This is a genomic window from Serratia sp. szju (assembly GCF_044594185.1).
Classification (GTDB): domain Bacteria; phylum Pseudomonadota; class Gammaproteobacteria; order Enterobacterales; family Enterobacteriaceae; genus Serratia; species Serratia bockelmannii.
Map to the genome: position 1 here is coordinate 4,129,002 of NZ_CP172576.1, position 17,350 is coordinate 4,146,351.

The following is a 17,350-nucleotide window of genomic DNA, read 5'->3' on the forward strand; positions in this document are numbered from 1 at the left end:
TTGATTCGTTATGTGATTTGCTGCACAAATTCCTCGCAATTTCAGCGTGAATTGATTTTTATTTGCCCAACCTCAACGTCATTTCAGCATCAACGCCATCAGCGCCTGCGCCGCGGCGGTCAGCGGCCGGCGGCGGTGATGAACCAGCCAAACTTCGGTGGTGGCGTCCGGCTCCGCCAGCGGCAAATAGCGCACGCCGTCCACCCGCACTCGGGCGAATGACGCTGGCAAAATCGACACCCCCAACCCGGCGGAGACCAGCCCGATGATGGTCATCGCTTCCCCCACTTCCTGGGTGATATAGGGAGTAATGCCGGCCTTGCTGAGCAGCAGCAGGATTTCGTCATACAGCGCGGTGCCCACTTCGCGCGAGAAGAACACGAACGGCTCCAGCGCCAGATGTTGGAACCGCACCCCGCCGCCGGGTGTTTCCGCCAGCGGATGCCCCTCCGGCACCACCGCCACCAGCGGTTCGCGCAGCAGCAGCTGATAGTGCAGCGCCTCCGGCAGCCGCGTGTTGCGCATCACCCCCAAATCCAGCTCACCGTTCAACAGCGGTTCGATCTGCTGTTTGGTGTTGATTTCGCGCATTTTGATATGCACCTGCGGGGACTGCTGACGAAAGGTGCGCAGGCTGCGCGCCACCACGCCGATAAAGGGCGCGGAAGAGGTAAAGCCGATGGTCATTTCCCCCAGTTCGCCACGATCCAGACGCGCCGCCTTTTCCGCCGCGCGCCCGACCTGATCGAGCACCTGGTAGGCTTCTTTGAGGAACATCTCCCCGGCCTGGGTCAAACTGACGTTGCGGTTGTTGCGCGCCAGCAGCCGCGCGCCGACCATCTCTTCCAGCGCCTGGATTTGCTGGCTGAGCGGTGGCTGGGAGATCCGCAACCGCTCGGCGGCACGGCCAAAATGCAGCTCTTCCGCCACGGCAATAAAGTAACGCAGGTGTCTCAGCTCGATATTCATATTTAAAACGTCTTAATTTTAATTATTAATATATTAGACAAAAAATTCGCCACTCCCTATCATTTTGTTATCTGCAAAGTGTCTGTTTATCTCCCCGAAGTTCGGTAAGGAAACGCTGTGACAACCCCTGTGCGTTCTGCGGCCGTGATGCCGTCGACGCTGGCCGCCAACGATGACGCGGCCGCTGCGCCAAAAGTAAAACGCTCCACCCTCAACAACAAACTCCCCTATATCGAACGCGGCACGCCGCAGTTTATGCGCGTAACGCTGGCGCTGTTTTCCGCCGGGCTGGCGACCTTCGCGCTGCTCTACTGCGTGCAGCCGATCCTGCCGGTGCTGTCGCAAGACTTCGGCGTATCGCCGGCGGAAAGCAGCCTGTCGCTTTCGGTCTCTACCGGCCTGCTGGCGATCGGCCTGATGTTCACCGGGCCGCTGTCAGACGCCATCGGCCGTAAATCGGTGATGGTGGTAGCGCTGCTGCTGGCGGCGGTCTGCACGCTGATCTGCGCCTTTATGACCAGTTGGCACGGCATTTTGCTGATGCGCGCGCTGATCGGCCTGTCGCTGAGCGGCGTGGCGGCGGTCGGCATGACCTATCTCAGCGAAGAGATCCATCCCAGCTTCGTCGCCTTCTCGATGGGGCTGTACATCAGCGGCAACTCGATCGGCGGCATGAGCGGTCGCCTGGTGACCGGGGTATTGACCGACTTCTTCTCCTGGCGCGTATCGCTCGGGGTCATCGGCCTGTTCGCCCTCGCCGCCGCCTGCATGTTCTGGCGTATCCTGCCTGCCTCGCGGCATTTTCGCGCCAGCTCGCTGCGCCCGCGCACCCTGCTGATCAACTTCAAGCTGCATTGGCACGATAAGGGCCTGCCGCTGCTGTTCGCGGAAGGTTTCCTGCTGATGGGCAGCTTCGTCACCCTGTTCAACTATATCGGCTATCGCCTGCTGGCGGATCCTTACCACCTGAGCCAGGCGATTGTCGGCCTGCTGTCGGTGGTGTACCTCACCGGTTCCTACAGCTCGCCCAAGGCCGGCGCGCTCACCTCGCGCTTCGGACGTGGCCCGGTGCTGCTGGCGTCAATCGTGATTATGCTGATCGGGATCCTGATTACCGCGCTGCCGCAGGTGCCGGCGATCTTTATCGGCATGATGCTGTTCACCGCCGGTTTCTTCGCCGCCCACTCGGTGGCCAGCAGCTGGATTGGCCGCCGTGCGCGCCGCGCCAAAGGCCAGGCGTCGTCGCTGTATCTGTTCTGCTATTACGTCGGCTCCAGCGTGGCCGGCACCCTCGGCGGCGTGTTCTGGCACAGCTTCGGCTGGAATGGCGTAGCGGTGTTTATCAGCCTGATGCTGTTGCTGGCGCTGCTGGTGGTGCATTACCTGAAACGCCTGCCGGAAGCCGCTCGTCTTTGAAAAGAAAAAGCCGCGGCGATTTGCCGCGGCTCGTCCTGCCAGTGCCTGTGATTATTGACCGGTTTTCCAGCGGGTGCGCAGGTACTCCACGGCCTTATCCGTTTGCGGCTCGGTCAGATAGCGTTGCCGGAACAGGATGGTTCCCCCCATCCCCGGCAGGCTCTCGTTGAGATCCAACTGCCTTTTCAGCTCGGGAACGCCGCCATCGACGGTCCAGGCCGGCTCGCTGGCCGATGGCGTGCCCACTTTATACAGCGCCACCCCGGCATAGAGCCGAACCGGCGTGCCTTTCACCACCTCGGCCCACCAGTTGGCCAGCACGTCGTAGCGGACAATTTCACGATCAAAAGGCCAATACAGCTGTGGTGCGATATAGTCGAGCAGCCCCAGTTTTACCCACTGGCGCGTATCGGCATAGGCCGTATCGTACGATGGCGCCCCTGCCCGCGTCGCCGAGCCGGCAGGATCGTCCGCTTTGTTTCGCCATACGCCCGCCGGGCTGACGCCAAACGCAACCGCGGGTTTCAACGCTTTGACGGTGGCTGAAACCTGTTTTATCAATTGCAGCGTGTTGTCCCTGCGCCAGGCGGCTTTGTCTGCAAACCCTTTGCCGTAGGCGCGATACGTCTTCCCATCATCCAGCGGCGATTGCGGCGTTTCGTAATAGAAATAATCGTCAAATTGAATGCCATCGACATCATAGTTTTTGACTATTTCAGCCACCACGCCGGTGATCCAGTTGCGCACGTCGGGTAAGCCAGGATCGAGCACGAAGCGGTCGTTGGCCGTGCGGATCCAGTCAGGATGCAGCGCATAGACGCTGGCCGGTGGGGACTGCAACGTCTGATTAAGTGCATCAATCGTTTGCTGTCGGGTATTCATGGAAACCCGATAAGGGTTCAGCCAGGCGTGGACCTTGATACCGCGCCGGTGCGCTTCTTGCAGCATAAAGGCCAGCGGATCATAACCCGGATCCTGGCCCACGGTGCCGGTCAAGACCTCAGACCAAGGCAAGATGTCAGAACGCCACAGGGCCGTTCCGTCCGGTTTAACCTGAAAATACACCGTGTTAATCCCGGTTTTCACCATGTCGTCCAGTGCGTCCGTCAGCCCCTGCTGCTGCAGGCGCACCCGCTCTTGCGCCGTTTCCGCTTTAAGGGAGGCCGCCGGCGGCCAGTCCAAGCCAATGACCGTGGCCAGCCAGATGCCCCGCATCGGTGTAACCGGCGGTGTCGGCTGTGCAGGTTTCTCCGGTTCGGGGGGCTTGGCGCATCCGCTCACGCCCAGCATGGCGGCCATCAACAGCCATCCGCCTAGTTTTGTTGCGCCTGTCGGCATAAATATTCTCCTTCCGTGAGTGACGGTTATCCCATGTCGTTTCGTGCAGAGCAAGAAACCGCCCGCTTTCTCAACGCGAGCAAGCTGCCGGCGTCGCCCTTTCTGACGACGCCGGTACTTGTCCCATTACCAGCTCAGCCCCGTCCCGCGAGGGAACGCCACCTTGCCCGTATTGGTTTCCTCATCGTAGTCATGCCAGGTGTTGACCGGCAGTTTGCCCTGGGGTGTGATTTTCCCCGTCAGCACGTGCGCCAAAGCGATCATCGAAGGGCCACGCCATACGCCGCTGTCATACCCGTAGTAAGAATAGGTGGCGACGGCTGCATCCACGTCTGCGGCATAGTTCACGATATCGTAAGGCGCGCGCAATGAGAGGTGAACGCGTTTTTTCCCCTGCTCGGCGGCGTATTTCAACCAGCCCGGGTAAGGGCTGCTGTCATTACTCGCTCCGGTGGCGGAGGTCACGACGCCATCCTGCTCGGCAGGCGTAAAGCGGGTCGAAAGCGTGCCGAGCAGGAACACGTCGCAATCGGCAATATGCGCCCTGATTTGGGCATCGTTCAGTTCCGTTTCCTTCGCGGCAACGACGTTCTGGTAGCCCTCCTGCGTCATCACGTTAGCGATGCCTTTGGCCTGCTCACCCCACGGGGTCAGGATAAAATAGCGCAGCGCCTTGTCTTTCAACGGCAGCAGGCTGTGGCGGTTAATGACCACGGTAATGGAGCGATCGGCAATGCGCTTTTCCAGCTTGTGCGCTGACAACGCGACGTCGTTGGAACAAGGTTTATCGCTATGCCCCATCAGGCCATGGCGTAATTTCAGGCGCAAAATGCGCTCGACCGAAGCATCGATATCGGCCTCGCTGAGATGCCCTGTTTTCACCCTTTCCGCAAGATAACGAATCAGGTCCGGCAGCAGGTTAGCCTGGGCCGGCGAAGCGATGCTGACAGGCATCAGGGCGATATCCACCCCGGCGGCAAAGACGTTTTCAGCCGCCCCCTGTTGGGTGAAGTGCTCAGCAATCGCGCCCATATCCAGCGCGTCTGAAATCGTTACGCCGGCATAACCCAGCTCATCGCGCAGGATGCGGGTCTGAATTTCATACGACATGGTGGCCGGCACCGTGATTTTTTCTCCGCTGCGGGTGTCGATCTGGCGGTTATCCAGCGCGGGGTACTGAATATGCGCGGTCATGACCATGTCCGGCGCCGCACAGCGGTCAATGGCCTGTTTGTAAGGCGCGATATCGATGGCAAACGCCTCTTCCCGCGTACGATCGACGCGCGGCAAACCGGTATGCGAGTCGGTGGAGGTGCTGCCATGGCCAGGGAAGTGTTTGTAAGCGGTGATCAGCCCTTGCTGCTTCATCCCCGCCACTATTTTCTCGGCCAGGCGGGACACGGTGTTCTTATCATCGCTGAAGGCGCGAACGTTAATCACCGGGTTGAACGGGTTGGTGTTGACGTCCACGACCGGGGCAAAGTTGGTATTGATATGCAACGCGCGCATATCCTGGGCCATCAGCTTGCCCTGTTCAACGGCGAGCTGTTTATCCGCACCGCCCTCAATCGCCGCCGCCAGCGCCATATTGCCGGGGAATGAGGCATAGTCGCCGCGCGGCAGCCGGAAAACGTTACCGCCCTCATTATCCGTGCCGATAAACAGGCGAATGCCGGCGTGCGTTTTCATCGCGGCATACCAAGCCGTCAACGTTTTGATCTGCTGCTTGTCTTTCAGATTATTGGCGAACAGGATCACCCCGCCCACGTGGTTATCGGCGATCAGCTTGCCAATGGCTTCATCGGGAACGGTCATATCCTGATTGCTGCTACCGTTCCGATCCCAGTAGCGAAAATCCAGCATGATTTTTTGCCCGATCTTCTCTTCCAGCGTCATGTTTTTGACTTTCTGTTTAATATCCACAGTAAACCTCCTGTTAAAGCACCCGTTAATGACAGAAGAAAAGATAACCCCAAGGGCTCATAGCGTCCTGCCATTCTGTTTGTTCCAGCGATTGGACAACGGCAAACGAGAAATGGACTAAACAAAAAATAAACGAGCGGGAAAAAATTCATCCATGAATCAAAACCATAAGAAGACCAGGTTTATTTTCGACAATCACGCTTACCCGCATGTGTGGCAGACGAGCGAGAGAATTCCCCCTGCTACCCGCCCTATTTCCCCCTGCTACCCGCCCTATTTCCCCCTGGTAAGCCGGGCGGGCAGTTAAGCCGAGTATTTCCCCATCGCCGATGTTGCCCCCAGCCTGCTACTCTCCTATAGTATGTTGTAACTAAAATAGGAGCGTACGATGAGCAGATACGATGTGATTGGCCGAATGAATGCCTGCTTTGTCGAGCTAGAGCAGGCGCTGGGCGCATTGCAGCAGCAGATCACCCCGCTGCGCTTGCTGGCAGCGCGGGTGTTCAGCCTGCCGGAGGTTGAAAAAGGCCAGGAACATCAGGCTATCTCGCATATCGCGGTCGAACAGCATGTGGGACAAGCGGCGCGCGATCTGGCGCTGGAGCATTATCAGCGGCTGTTCATCCACCATAACCGGGAGAATGTCAGCAGCAAGGCCGCCGTGCGGCTGCCCGGCGTTATCTGTCTGGCGGTGGAGCAACCGGAGTATCAGGCGCTGCAGGCGCAGCTGGCGCTGATCAACCGCCTGAAGGGCGAACTGGAGCAGATTATCACCGTCGATTCCGGTCTGGCGCCGGAGCAGCGTTTCGAGTTCGTACACACCCATCTGCACGGGCTGATTACCCTCAGCGCCTACCGCACCCTCACCGCCCTGACCAACCCCGACTCGGTGCGCTTCGGCTGGGCCAACAAGCACATCATCAAAAACGTCAAGCGGGACGACATCCTGGCGCAGCTGGAGAAAAGCCTGAAAGCCGGCCGCGCGGTGCCGCCGCACAGCCGTGAACAGTGGGCCGCCCTGGTCAGCCGCGAAATAGACGATGTCAGCCGTCTGCCGCAGTACGCGACGCTGAAAATCAAGCGGCCGGTCAAAGTACAACCTATCGCCCGCGTGTGGTATCAGCAGCAGCAAAAGCAGGTGCAGCACCCCTGCCCGCTGCCGCTGATCGCCCTGTGTCAGGTAGAGAGCGGCGCCGCAGTGCCTAAGATTGGCGAGCTGCTCAACTACGACGTCGACGCGGTGAAACACCGTTACAAACCCGACGCCCGACCGCTGCGGCTGCTGGTGCCGCGCTTGCACCTGTATGCCGATGACGCTACTCGCTGAGGGCATATACTCGCAGGCGATGGCCGTCCGGATCCCGCGCGACGAAGGTGTAACCGAATTCCATCTCGGTCGGCGTTTGCTCGATAGGCAGCCCGAGTTCGCGCCACTGGTTATAGCGCGCTTCGACCTCATGCGGATCCTGGCACAAGAAGCCCAGCTCACCGCCGCCGCCGGTCAACGTGGCAGCGGGTTTTACCCCCTGTTTGGCCCACATCCCCAGCTTGAAACCGTTGTTGAGCACAAACAGGGCGAAGCCGGGAGAAAGCTCTACCGGCGCCTGTCCCAGTAAACGTTGATAAAAGGCGGCACTGTTCAGCGGGTTGTCGACGTAAAGCAGGGTCATGCTGGGAAGGGTCATCGGTCTGTCCTCTGGATGATGGGAACCGGCCGGTTCCCGATAGGCACAGACTAAGGCGCGCGACTGACAGTTTATGGCAGCAGCGTGCCGCTATTGCTCCGCAATGCCCTCGCTGAGGCGCCACTCTTTCAGCAGCCGCCGCCGTCCGCGCGGATAGCGCGGTTCCAACGGCGTGGCGGCCTGGATGCGATCGAGGCGAAAATGACGAAAGGCCTGGCGCAGCTCGCACCAGGCGACCAACATCTGGAACTGGTCGAAAAAACCCAGTGCAAAGGGCCACAACAGGCGTTCGCTGCGCTGCCCCGCCAGGTCAAGATAGTCGATATGCAGCTTGCGCTCGCGGCGGATGGTGTCACGGATCAGCACCCGCAGCTCATCCGCCACCGGCGGCGCCTGAACCGGCGCTATCAACAGCGTGTTGGCCTCAAGCTCCTCCCGCAGTGCCGGCGGCAGCACGTCGGCGATCTTGGCCAGCGCCTGGCCCGCCGCACTCGCCAGCTGACTGTCGCCGTGGCGGCTGACCCAGCGCATCCCCAGCACCAGTGCTTCTGTCTCCGCCTGCGAGAACATCAGCGGCGGTAGCATGAAGCCGGGGCGCAGCACATAACCGACGCCCGCCTCGCCGGCGATCTCCGCCCCCTGCTGCTGCAGCGTGGCGATATCGCGGTACAGCGTGCGCATGCTGATGCCCAGCGTCTGCGCCAGCGCATGGCCCGCTACAGGATAACGGTGGCTACGCAACAGCTGCATCAGATCGAGTAAACGTTGTGCGCGCGACATATCACGGCTCCCTGCATAACGCGGTTTGGACAAAATCGGCAAAGGCCCGCGCCTTGGCCGAAACGAAATGGCCGCCGGGGAACACCGCCCACAGCGCCAGCGGCGGCAGTTGCCAGTCCGCTAAGGCCGCAATCGCCGCCCCGCTTTGCAGCTCGTTGCGAAACATGCCTTCGCTGGCGACGGTAGCACCGAAGTCCGCCATCACCAGCTCGCGCACGCACTCCGCCGCGTTGACCCGCATGCGCCCTGACAGCCGCAGCATGCGCTGTTCCTCTCCACGGCTGAAGCGCCACTGCTCGCCGCCGCCACGGTGATGGTAAATCACCATCTCATGCTGCAACAGATCTTCCGGCCGCTGCGGCATACCGGCAGCGGCAAAATAGCCGGGCGTGCCGATCACGCATTGCTTTACCTCACCCAGCTTGCGGGCGGTAAAGCCGGAATCCTCCAATTCGCCAATACACAGGGCAATATCGATGCCCTCTTCAATCAGCGACAAATTGCCGTCATCCAGCAGCAGATCGACGTTCAACCGCGGATTGGCGCGCATAAACGCCGTCAAATCAGGCAAGGGAACGATGCGGGCGAACACCGCCGCCGAAGCGACCCGAAGCCGGCCGCTCAGGGTCTCGCCAGCGCTCTGCACCAGCGCTTCGGTCTCCGCCAGCTCGTTAAGGATACGTCGGGTGCGTTGATACAGCTGCTGTCCCGCATCCGTCGGCTGCAGGCCGTGGGTCGAGCGCAGCATCAGGCGCGTGCCGAGCTGCTGTTCCAGCCGCGCCACCGCTTTTGAGACTGCCGGCTGCCCCACGTGCAGCCGCCGCGCTGCCGCGGTAAAGGAACCGCTCTCGTAAACGCAGGCATAGGTTTCGTAATCGGCAAATTTACCCATGACATTCCTTGATGGAATAACGGTTAGCATTTATTGCAGTCTACACGCGCCATTTAGGAATGGGCAAGATGAGCGCTCCCCCTCATTCCCATCAGGAGAACGCATGACACTGCAAGACAAACTCGATGCCTTCAAAGTGGCATTCGAAACCGACCAACTGCCGTTCAAACTCGCGGCGCAAGATCACGCGCTGATGCGTGAGGCGATCCAGGCGCAGATCGCGTCGGGCATTACCGAATGCGCGCTGACGGTCGGCGACGCCGCGCCCGGCTTTATCCTACCGGACAGCGAAAACCGGCCATGCTCTTCCGCGGCGCTGTTGGCGCAGGGCCCACTGGTCATCAGTTTCTATCGCGGGGTCTGGTGCCCTTACTGTACGCTCGATCTGCAGGCGCTGCAGGCCGCACTCCCCGCCATCACGCATCACGGCGCGCAGCTCGTGGCCATTTCACCGCAGAGCGCGGTGCATAACCGCCAGGCCGTGCGCGATCACGATCTCACCTTTCCGCTACTCAGCGATGCAGGCAACCGCCTGGCGGCTCAATTCGGCCTGCGTTACCGCCTGCCGGACGCGCTGCTCGCCCTCTATCAACAGCGGCTCGGCCTCGATCTGGCGCAGTTCAACCAGGATGACAGCTGGACGCTGCCGCTGCCGGCACGGTTCGTCATTACTCCCGATGGCCGTATTGCCTATGCCGAAGCGCACGCCGATTACACCCGGCGGCCGGAGCCGCAGGCGCTGTTGTCGGTGCTGGAAGGATTGGCCTGATAAAGACGGGGCGCAAACGCGCCCCGTTAAGAGATGGTGATGAACGCGGTTACTTCTGCATGCTGCCGACCATCGCCTCCGGGCGTACCCATTCATCGAACTGCGCTTCGGTCAGATAGCCGAGCTTCAGCGCTGCGGCTTTCAACGTCAGCCCTTCCTTGTGCGCTTTCTTGGCGATTTCCGCCGCTTTGTCATAACCGATATGGGTGTTGAGCGCCGTCACCAGCATCAGCGATTCATTCAGCAACTGGGTAATGCGATCGCGGTTCGGTTCGATGCCCACCGCGCAGTGCTCGTTGAAGCCCTGCATACCGTCGGCCAGCAGGCGGATCGACTGCAGGTAGTTGTGGATCACCATCGGGCGGAACACGTTCAGCTCGAAGTTGCCGGAAGCCCCGCCGATGTTCACCGCCACGTCGTTGCCCAGCACCTGCGCGCACAGCATGGTCATCGCTTCACACTGGGTCGGGTTGACTTTGCCCGGCATGATGGAGCTGCCCGGCTCGTTCTCCGGGATCGAGATCTCGCCGATGCCGCAGCGCGGGCCAGACGCCAGCCAGCGCACGTCGTTGGCGATCTTCATCAGCGAAGCCGCCAGCCCTTTCAGCGCGCCATGCCCTTGCACCAGCGCATCGCAGGTCGCCAGCGCTTCGAACTTGTTCGGCGCGGTGACGAACGGCTGATGGGTCAATTCCGCCAGCGCTTTAGCGACGCGCACCGCGTACTCCGGATGGGTATTCAGGCCGGTGCCGACCGCCGTGCCGCCCAGCGCCAGCTCGGCGATGTGCGGAATACTGTCCTCGATGTGTTTCAGATTGTGCGCCAGCATCGCCGCCCAGCCAGAGATTTCCTGCCCCAGGGTCAGCGGCGTGGCGTCCTGCAGGTGGGTGCGGCCGATTTTAACGATGTCGCGGTAGGCTTCGGCCTTGTCGCTCAGCGTCTTGTGCAGCACTTTCAGCTCGGGGATCAGGTGCTCGCGCAGCGCAATCACCGCCGCCACGTGCATCGCGGTGGGAAACACGTCGTTGGAGCTCTGGCTTTTATTGACGTCGTCGTTCGGATGCACCTTGCGCTCTTCACCGCGCACGCCGCCCAGTAGCTCGCTGGCGCGATTGGCCAACACTTCGTTCATGTTCATGTTGGTCTGGGTACCGGAGCCGGTTTGCCAGATGGACAGCGGGAACTGGTCAGCATGACGATCCGCCAGCACTTCGTCGGCGGCGTTGATGATGGCGGCACCCCGCTCGGCCGGTAGCAGCCCCAGATCCACGTTCACCTGCGCGGCGGCGCGCTTGGTCAACGCCAGCGCGTGGATCAGCGCGGTCGGCATCTTTTCGGAGGAAATACGGAAATGTGCCAACGAACGCTGGGTTTGCGCGCCCCACAGCTTGTCGGCCGCGACTTCGATGGGGCCCATAGAGTCTTTTTCGATACGAACGCCTGCCATCATGATCTCCTTAGCATAATTCCTAAAATTGTAGGGTTAGGCCGACGCGCTACCCCCCGTCGGCATGCACTCCCAGTATAGTGACATAATAACTATTCGCATTAAGAGAGTTATCTCACAGCACGTTTCATCTCTTTTACCCATCAATGACGCGGTTATTTTCCGCCGGTTAACCCGCGCCGAAATAAACGGCCGGAAATGAGTCCGGAGAATAAAAGTGTGGGTAGCCATTAGCGCGGATGACGCGAATTAAAATTATTGATGCGTTGCGCCTGTAAATGATTGAGCTCATCGATACGTTGTTGCTGCAGATGATTGATCTCGTCATAGGCGTCCTGCCGTTCATTATGCCGATACGCCCCGGTCGCCACCACGCCGGCGGTAAGTGCCAGCGGATGCGCCACGGGTGCGATCGAGGTGGGAACCGCTACCGGCGCGGGTACAACGACGATCGGGGCCGGCGCGATCACCACGGCGCGCGGAGCCGCGTAGGGATAGGCGACAATCACCGCCGCCTGAGCTGCGCCGGTGCAAAAGCCCAACAACAACAACAGTTTTTTCATGCAACAGACCTCTTGTTTCGTTAAATCGACTCATTGGCCGTTACGGTAAAGGGGTCTGACGCGCCGGTTTAAGCTCGACGTGTGATCGCCCGGCGCAGCGCGAAAATAATAATAAGGGAATGGCTCAGACGGTAAAAAATAAATTCAGCCGACATAGTATGACATGCTGAAGAATAAATAATGACGCAGGATAAGCGGGCTATCGGCAATAACCCATTCTCCCAAAGAATAATCTTGCGACGGATTTTCTGGGCCGCGTTGAGACCTGCGCACCAATTGAGACGCCGATCGTTATCACGCTATACTTTGGCCCCGTTGCCGGGCGCGACGTTATCCGGCGATGTTTTGATCGCGCCCATGATTTTTCCTGCCGACGCGAGGGTATGATGGTCGTCGGCATAGATTGAGTTAACCGTATAAAATCAGAAGGTTAATTGCCAATAGTGCGGCAATGACGCAGAAGGACGTTTATCGACATGCAAAAAATGACCAACGCGGTACAGAATTACGCTTGGGGCAGCCACGACGCGCTGACCCGTCTTTACGGCATCGCCAACCCGGATAATCAGCCGATGGCCGAACTGTGGATGGGCGCCCATCCCAAGAGCCCTTCCCGCGTGCCGGGCGCCGACGGTGAACTGCGTTCGCTGCGCGATCTGATCGACGAAGACCAGCCAAAACAGCTGGGCGCCAACGTCGCCAGCCGTTTTGGCGAGTTGCCGTTCCTGTTTAAAGTGCTGTGCGCCGATCAGCCGCTGTCGATCCAGGTCCACCCGAGCAAAGCGGCGGCCGAGGTCGGATTCGCGAAAGAGAACGCCGCCGGCATCCCGCTGAGCGCCGCCGAACGCAACTACAAAGATCCCAATCACAAGCCCGAGCTGGTGTTCGCGCTGACGCCGTTCCTGGCGATGAACGGTTTTCGTGAATTGGCCGATATCGTTTCCCTGCTGCAACCTATCGCCGGCGCGCACCACGATATCGCCGCCTTCCTGCAGCAGCCGGACACCGCCCATCTGTCCACCCTGTTCGCCAGCCTGTTGACGATGAGCGGCGAGCAGAAGTCGCTGGCGCTCGGCGTGCTGAAAGCCGCGCTCAACAACCAGCAGGGTGAACCCTGGGATACCGTGCGGTTCATCGCCGGTTTCTATCCGGACGACAGCGGCCTGTTCTCACCGCTGCTGCTGAACGTGGTGCAGCTCGCGCCGGGCGAAGCGATGTTCCTGTATGCCGAAACGCCGCACGCCTACCTGAAAGGCGTGGCGCTGGAAGTGATGGCCAACTCGGATAACGTGCTGCGTGCCGGCCTGACGCCGAAATTTATCGACGTGCCCGAGCTGCTGGCCAACCTGCAGTTTCGCCCGCAGCCGGCTTCCGGCCTGCTGACCCAACCGGAGCGGCGCGGCAACGAGCTGTTCTTCCCGATCCCGGTGGAAGATTTCGCCTTCTCACTGCACGATTTGACCGCCGCGCCGCAGGCGCTGGCACAGCGGAGCGCGGCTATCGTGTTCTGCGTCAGCGGCGAAGCGACGCTGGAAAAATCCGGGCAGCGCCTGACGCTCAAACCGGGTGAATCCTGCTTTATCGGCGCCTTCGAATCCCCGGTCAACGTCAGCGGCAGCGGCCGCATCGCCCGGGTTTATAACCAACTAGCCTAACCGTTGATAAATTTCAGCAAATTGCTTGCTGAAAGCGAGAGCTGCCCCCACAATTAAACGCCTGCGGGCGTTTTTTGGCGGCCCCTATTTGCCCCTCCCACGCAACGGAGGGTGATAAGAAAAAAGGATGAAACAGAGCTATGAAAAAATCGTTAGTCGCTGTCAGCGTCATTGTCGTTCTTGGCGCAGCATGGACCGGGGCATCCTGGTACACCGGGAAACAGATCGAGCAGCACATGGGCGAAGTCGTCGACAACGCCAACGGCCAACTGAAAGCCTACCTGCCGAAAGCCGGCGTCAAGCTGAGCTATGAAAATTACCAGCGCGGCCTGTTCAGCAGTAAAGTGCGTTATGTGCTGCGTTCCGACGGCACGGATACCAGTGAAAACGCGGCGCTGAAAGCCGGTGAAGAAGTGGCGTTCCTGGAAACCATCGATCACGGTCCGTTCCCGTTCGCGCAGCTGAAAAAATTCAACCTGCTGCCGAGCATGGCGTCGGTGCATACCGAGCTGGAAAACACCCCGGCGGTGAAAGGCCTGTTTGAAACCACCAAAGGCAAATCGCTGTTTACCGCCGATTCGCGCATCTCGTACAGCGGCGATACCGCGTCCACCATCGACTTTATCCCACTGGACTACCAGAAGGATAAATCTTCGTTGAAATTCAGCGGCGCCACCATTGACGCCGACGTGTCCCGCGATCTGAAAAAATTCGCGCTGGACGCCAATAGCGACACTATCGTGTTCGCCAGCCCGAACGAATTCGGCCAAAACGAGCAGATCACCTTCCAGGGCTTCAACCTGAAAGGCAACAGCAACGAAAGCAAGTTCGGCGTGAAGCTCGGCGATCAGACGATGACCCTGAAACAGTTCAAACTGACGATCGACGGTAAAGACACCGTGGCGTTGGACGGTTTCAATCTGGTGAGCAAGTTCGGCGAGCAAGGCAGCAGCAACATCGGCGGCCAGATCGATTACACCATGGACGCGCTCAAGGTGCAGGGCAACGACTTCGGCGCCGGTAAACTGACGCTGAAAATCGACAACGTCGACGGCAAGGCGCTGAAAGACTTCTCCGACAGCTACAACCGCCAAACCATGGCGCTGCTGCAGCAGGGCGAGAACCTGGATCCGGACGTCTACGAACAGCAGACCTCCGAGATGCTGCAAAAGAACCTGCCGATGCTGCTGAAAGGCAACCCAAGCCTCAGCATCGCCCCGCTGAGCTGGAAAAACAGCAAGGGTGAGAGCCTCTTCACGCTGGATCTGGCGATGACCGATCCGAGCAAGGCCGCCTCCCCAGCACAGTCGCCGGATCAAGTGATCGCTCAGGCGGTTAAAAAGCTGGATCTCAGCCTGACCATTCCGGAAGCGATGGCCACCGAAGTGACCGCGAAGACCGCTCTGTTGCAGGGTTACAATGAGGAAGACGCGCAGAAACTGGCGCAGCAGCAAGTGCAGGGCCTGGCGGCCATGGGCCAGATGTTCAAGCTGACCACCCAGAAAGACGGCGTGATCGCGAGCAAGTTCCACTACGCTGACAATCAGGTTGACCTGAACGGCAACAAGATGTCTCTGCAGGAGTTCATCGGCCAGTTCGCCATGCTGGGCGCCCCGGCGGAAGACGCTGAACCGGCGCAGGAAGCGGAACCCGCTCCGGCACCGGCGCAGTAATCGCCTGAAAGCCTGACAAGGGCCCCCTGCGGGGCCCTTTTTATTTACCCCTGCAGCGCCGCATACACCGCATCGCGGATCTGCTGCGGATAGCGGCCGCACATGCCCTCAAACGCGGTGTTGGTCAGTATCACCACGCTCAGCTGCGCCTGTGGATCAAAGAACCAGCTGTGGCCATAAACGCCGCCCCAGGTCAGCGTGCCGACATGCTGCGGCGTCTGCGCCGCTTCTGCGTCCACCAGCAGCGCGCCGCCGAAACCAAATCCCCAGCCCGGCCCTTGCGTTTGCGCCTGCGCCCCCACATGCGGACTGCGCAGCAACGCCACCGTGTCCGGCTGCAAGATGCCCTGCCCGCCGCTGCGCAACGCTTCCACCAGCTGCAGCACATCGTCGGCATCGCCGACCATGCCCGCGCCGCCGGAAGGATAAGCCTCCGCGTTAAGCGCCCGCGCGGGTGAAAACAGCACCTCGCCCCCCGCCATCTCCTCCGGCAGCGCCACCCGCAGGCCTTCATGCATGCGCTGCGGCCCTTGCGGCGTGTTGTAATACGGCGTCGCCAGGTTCGCGGCATCCGTCGCATGGAACGCCGTATTGCCAAGCCCCAGCGGCTGCGCCACCCATTCGACAAACAGCTGCGGCAGCGGCATACCCGTCACCCGCTCCAGCACGGCGCCAAGCACGTCGATCGCCAGCGAATAATTGAAACGCTCCCCCGGCGCCGACAGCAACGGTGCCTGCGCCAACAGCCGCAGGTTTTGCTCCAGCGTCAGCGTCGACAGCTCCACGCCGTCCTGGATCCCCAACTGATGGTAAACGCCTGCCGGCGGTTGGTTCAGCCGATAGTCCAGCCCGGCGGTATGACTCAGCAAATGACGGATCTTGATCGTCGGGCGCCGGCCATCCGCCAGCGCCGGGGTAAACCACGGCAGCCAGTCGCTGACCGCATCGTCCAGGCTCAGCTTGCCCCGTTCAATCAGGCGCAGCGCCGCCAGCGTGGTATAGGGTTTGGAAACCGACGACAGCCGAAACTGCGTTTCTCGCCGCATCGGCCGCCGCGCTTCGCGATCGGCATAACCGGCCGCGCCGGCGTAACAAATCTCGCCCTGCCGCGCCACCAGCACCACGCTGCCCACGATGCGCCCTTCGGCCATCGCCTGTTGATCGATCGCCGCGATCCGTTCTGTTAACGCCCGTTGTGTTGCCGACATGATTTTTATCTCGCTGAGGGAAAGTAAAACCAGTCTAAAACGTTCTTCATAAATTAAAATAAGGCATAATTTAATGAATCATTAAGCACAGGTTATTAATAGATGAGTTCACTCCTGCAACTGCTGCCCTATTTCGAAGCCGTCGCACGCCTGGGCAACTTTACCCGCGCAGCCAACCAACTGGGCGTCACGCCGCCGGCGGTGTCACAAAACATTCAGGCGCTGGAGAATCAGCTGGGGGTGCGCTTATTTCACCGCACCAGCCGCTCGGTGCGCCTCAGCGACGAGGGCCGGTTGTTCTATCAGAAGGTCTCGCCGGCCATGAGCCAGATCGACGTGGCGGCAGACGACGTGCGCACCCTGGGCGCACAGCCGGCGGGCCTGCTGCGCATCACGTTGCCGCAACTGGCCGCTTCGCTGCTGGTGATGCCGCACCTGGCGGAATTTCAACGGCGCTATCCCGAAGTACAGCTTGAGCTGTTTACCGAAGACCGCTTTTCCGATCTGGTGCTGGGCAGTTTCGATGCCGGCATTCGCATGCACGCGATGCTGCAAAAGGACATGATCGCCGTGCCAATCGACAACGGCCAGCGCCGGGTGCTGGTCGCCTCGCCCGACTATCTGACGCGCTGCGGCGTACCGGCCACGCCGGACGATCTGCCAGCTCACCACTGCCTGCGCTACCGCTTTCCCGGCAGCGGAAAAATGGAGCCCTGGTATTTCAGCCTGGGCGACGATGAACGCGCGCTGGACGTCAGCGGCAGTTTGATCTTTAACGAGGATCGGTTGATCAAGGATGCGGCATTGGCGGGCCTGGGTATCGCACAGCGTTTTCAGGGCACGGTGGTGCAAGAACTGGCGCAGGGGCAACTGGTGGAAGTGCTGCCGGAGTATGCCAGCGAGGCATCGGGATTTTTCATCTACTTTCCCGCCGGCAGGCATCTGCCGCTCAAGCTGCGCGCCTTTATCGATTACATGCGCGAGCGGCGTGAACGGCAGCATCGGTGGTAGGGGCGCCTCGCCGTCGCCCCT

At 60.4% G+C, this 17,350-nt stretch carries 15 protein-coding genes; 6 read left to right on the forward strand and 9 right to left on the reverse strand.

What is annotated here, in order from left to right:
• Positions 1-78: 78 nt before the first annotated feature.
• Positions 79-969: a LysR substrate-binding domain-containing protein gene (locus tag RE418_RS19445; RefSeq protein WP_164067517.1), complete on the reverse strand. Its 891-nt coding sequence runs from the start codon at positions 967-969 to the stop codon at positions 79-81.
• A 147-nt stretch (positions 970-1,116) separates the two neighbouring features.
• Between RE418_RS19445 and RE418_RS19450 the strand changes: the two genes are divergently transcribed.
• Positions 1,117-2,385, forward strand: a complete 1,269-nt coding sequence (locus RE418_RS19450) for an MFS transporter (protein ID WP_204317363.1) — start codon at positions 1,117-1,119, stop codon at positions 2,383-2,385.
• A 51-nt stretch (positions 2,386-2,436) separates the two neighbouring features.
• Here the strand turns inward: RE418_RS19450 and RE418_RS19455 are convergent, their stop codons facing one another.
• On the reverse strand, positions 2,437-3,723 hold the full coding sequence (locus RE418_RS19455) for a glycoside hydrolase family 10 protein (RefSeq protein ID WP_043143274.1): 1,287 nt from the start codon (positions 3,721-3,723) through the stop codon (positions 2,437-2,439).
• A 126-nt stretch (positions 3,724-3,849) separates the two neighbouring features.
• Positions 3,850-5,646, reverse strand: a complete 1,797-nt coding sequence (locus RE418_RS19460) for a glycoside hydrolase family 3 protein (protein ID WP_337146869.1) — start codon at positions 5,644-5,646, stop codon at positions 3,850-3,852.
• Between the two features lie 388 nt (positions 5,647-6,034).
• On the opposite strand from RE418_RS19460, the gene tus reads away from it, so the two are divergent.
• Positions 6,035-6,973: a DNA replication terminus site-binding protein gene (gene tus / locus RE418_RS19465; protein WP_025302708.1), complete on the forward strand. Its 939-nt coding sequence runs from the start codon at positions 6,035-6,037 to the stop codon at positions 6,971-6,973.
• Here the strand turns inward: tus and RE418_RS19470 are convergent.
• The 3 genes from RE418_RS19470 to RE418_RS19480 all read right to left on the reverse strand — a co-directional run bounded on the left by RE418_RS19470 (position 6,963) and on the right by RE418_RS19480 (position 9,003).
• A complete protein-coding gene (locus tag RE418_RS19470) occupies positions 6,963-7,331 on the reverse strand; it encodes a VOC family protein (RefSeq protein ID WP_025302707.1) in 369 nt (122 codons plus the stop codon). The two genes, tus and RE418_RS19470, sit on opposite strands and share 11 nt — an antisense overlap.
• A 90-nt stretch (positions 7,332-7,421) precedes the next feature.
• Positions 7,422-8,111 carry a YafY family protein gene (locus RE418_RS19475; RefSeq protein WP_025302706.1) on the reverse strand — a complete coding sequence of 230 codons (690 nt, stop codon included), beginning with the start codon at positions 8,109-8,111 and terminating at the stop codon, positions 7,422-7,424.
• Position 8,112: 1 nt separating this feature from the next.
• Positions 8,113-9,003: a LysR family transcriptional regulator gene (locus tag RE418_RS19480; RefSeq protein WP_089180860.1), complete on the reverse strand. Its 891-nt coding sequence runs from the start codon at positions 9,001-9,003 to the stop codon at positions 8,113-8,115.
• A gap of 103 nt (positions 9,004-9,106) precedes the next feature.
• Between RE418_RS19480 and RE418_RS19485 the strand changes: the two genes are divergently transcribed.
• On the forward strand, positions 9,107-9,772 hold the full coding sequence (locus tag RE418_RS19485; protein WP_089180859.1) for a peroxiredoxin-like family protein: 666 nt from the start codon (positions 9,107-9,109) through the stop codon (positions 9,770-9,772).
• A 49-nt stretch (positions 9,773-9,821) separates the two neighbouring features.
• Here RE418_RS19485 and fumC read toward each other — a convergent pair whose 3' ends face one another.
• A complete protein-coding gene (gene fumC / locus RE418_RS19490) occupies positions 9,822-11,219 on the reverse strand; it encodes a class II fumarate hydratase (RefSeq protein WP_025302703.1) in 1,398 nt (465 codons plus the stop codon).
• A 230-nt stretch (positions 11,220-11,449) separates the two neighbouring features.
• Positions 11,450-11,782, reverse strand: coding sequence for a hypothetical protein (locus tag RE418_RS19495; protein ID WP_043143286.1), 333 nt, complete (start codon positions 11,780-11,782; stop codon positions 11,450-11,452).
• 476 nt (positions 11,783-12,258) lie between these two features.
• Here RE418_RS19495 and manA point away from each other — a divergent pair, with 476 nt between their 5' ends.
• On the forward strand, positions 12,259-13,437 hold the full coding sequence (manA, locus tag RE418_RS19500) for a mannose-6-phosphate isomerase (RefSeq protein ID WP_025302701.1): 1,179 nt from the start codon (positions 12,259-12,261) through the stop codon (positions 13,435-13,437).
• A 140-nt stretch (positions 13,438-13,577) separates the two neighbouring features.
• Positions 13,578-15,110 carry a YdgA family protein gene (locus RE418_RS19505; protein ID WP_025302700.1) on the forward strand — a complete coding sequence of 511 codons (1,533 nt, stop codon included), beginning with the start codon at positions 13,578-13,580 and terminating at the stop codon, positions 15,108-15,110.
• A 44-nt stretch (positions 15,111-15,154) separates the two neighbouring features.
• Here RE418_RS19505 and RE418_RS19510 read toward each other — a convergent pair whose 3' ends face one another.
• Complete coding sequence (locus tag RE418_RS19510; protein WP_089180856.1) at positions 15,155-16,318, reverse strand: serine hydrolase; 1,164 nt, start codon at positions 16,316-16,318, stop codon at positions 15,155-15,157.
• Between the two features lie 102 nt (positions 16,319-16,420).
• Between RE418_RS19510 and RE418_RS19515 the strand changes: the two genes are divergently transcribed.
• Positions 16,421-17,329: a LysR family transcriptional regulator gene (locus RE418_RS19515; RefSeq protein WP_089180855.1), complete on the forward strand. Its 909-nt coding sequence runs from the start codon at positions 16,421-16,423 to the stop codon at positions 17,327-17,329.
• Positions 17,330-17,350 lie beyond the last annotated feature (21 nt).

Excerpts from the sequence above, each read along its gene's own strand:
- RE418_RS19445 (WP_164067517.1), bottom strand. The coding sequence starts at position 969 with ATGAATATCGAGCTGAGACACCTGCGTTACTTTATTGCCGTGGCGGAA.
- RE418_RS19450 (WP_204317363.1), top strand. The coding sequence starts at position 1,117 with ATGCCGTCGACGCTGGCCGCCAACGATGACGCGGCCGCTGCGCCAAAA.
- RE418_RS19455 (WP_043143274.1), bottom strand. The coding sequence starts at position 3,723 with ATGCCGACAGGCGCAACAAAACTAGGCGGATGGCTGTTGATGGCCGCC.
- tus (WP_025302708.1), top strand. The coding sequence starts at position 6,035 with ATGAGCAGATACGATGTGATTGGCCGAATGAATGCCTGCTTTGTCGAG.
- RE418_RS19470 (WP_025302707.1), bottom strand. The coding sequence starts at position 7,331 with ATGACCCTTCCCAGCATGACCCTGCTTTACGTCGACAACCCGCTGAAC.
- RE418_RS19475 (WP_025302706.1), bottom strand. The coding sequence starts at position 8,111 with ATGTCGCGCGCACAACGTTTACTCGATCTGATGCAGCTGTTGCGTAGC.
- RE418_RS19480 (WP_089180860.1), bottom strand. The coding sequence starts at position 9,003 with ATGGGTAAATTTGCCGATTACGAAACCTATGCCTGCGTTTACGAGAGC.
- RE418_RS19485 (WP_089180859.1), top strand. The coding sequence starts at position 9,107 with ATGACACTGCAAGACAAACTCGATGCCTTCAAAGTGGCATTCGAAACC.
- fumC (WP_025302703.1), bottom strand. The coding sequence starts at position 11,219 with ATGGCAGGCGTTCGTATCGAAAAAGACTCTATGGGCCCCATCGAAGTC.
- RE418_RS19495 (WP_043143286.1), bottom strand. The coding sequence starts at position 11,782 with ATGAAAAAACTGTTGTTGTTGTTGGGCTTTTGCACCGGCGCAGCTCAG.
- manA (WP_025302701.1), top strand. The coding sequence starts at position 12,259 with ATGCAAAAAATGACCAACGCGGTACAGAATTACGCTTGGGGCAGCCAC.
- RE418_RS19505 (WP_025302700.1), top strand. The coding sequence starts at position 13,578 with ATGAAAAAATCGTTAGTCGCTGTCAGCGTCATTGTCGTTCTTGGCGCA.
- RE418_RS19510 (WP_089180856.1), bottom strand. The coding sequence starts at position 16,318 with ATGTCGGCAACACAACGGGCGTTAACAGAACGGATCGCGGCGATCGAT.
- RE418_RS19515 (WP_089180855.1), top strand. The coding sequence starts at position 16,421 with ATGAGTTCACTCCTGCAACTGCTGCCCTATTTCGAAGCCGTCGCACGC.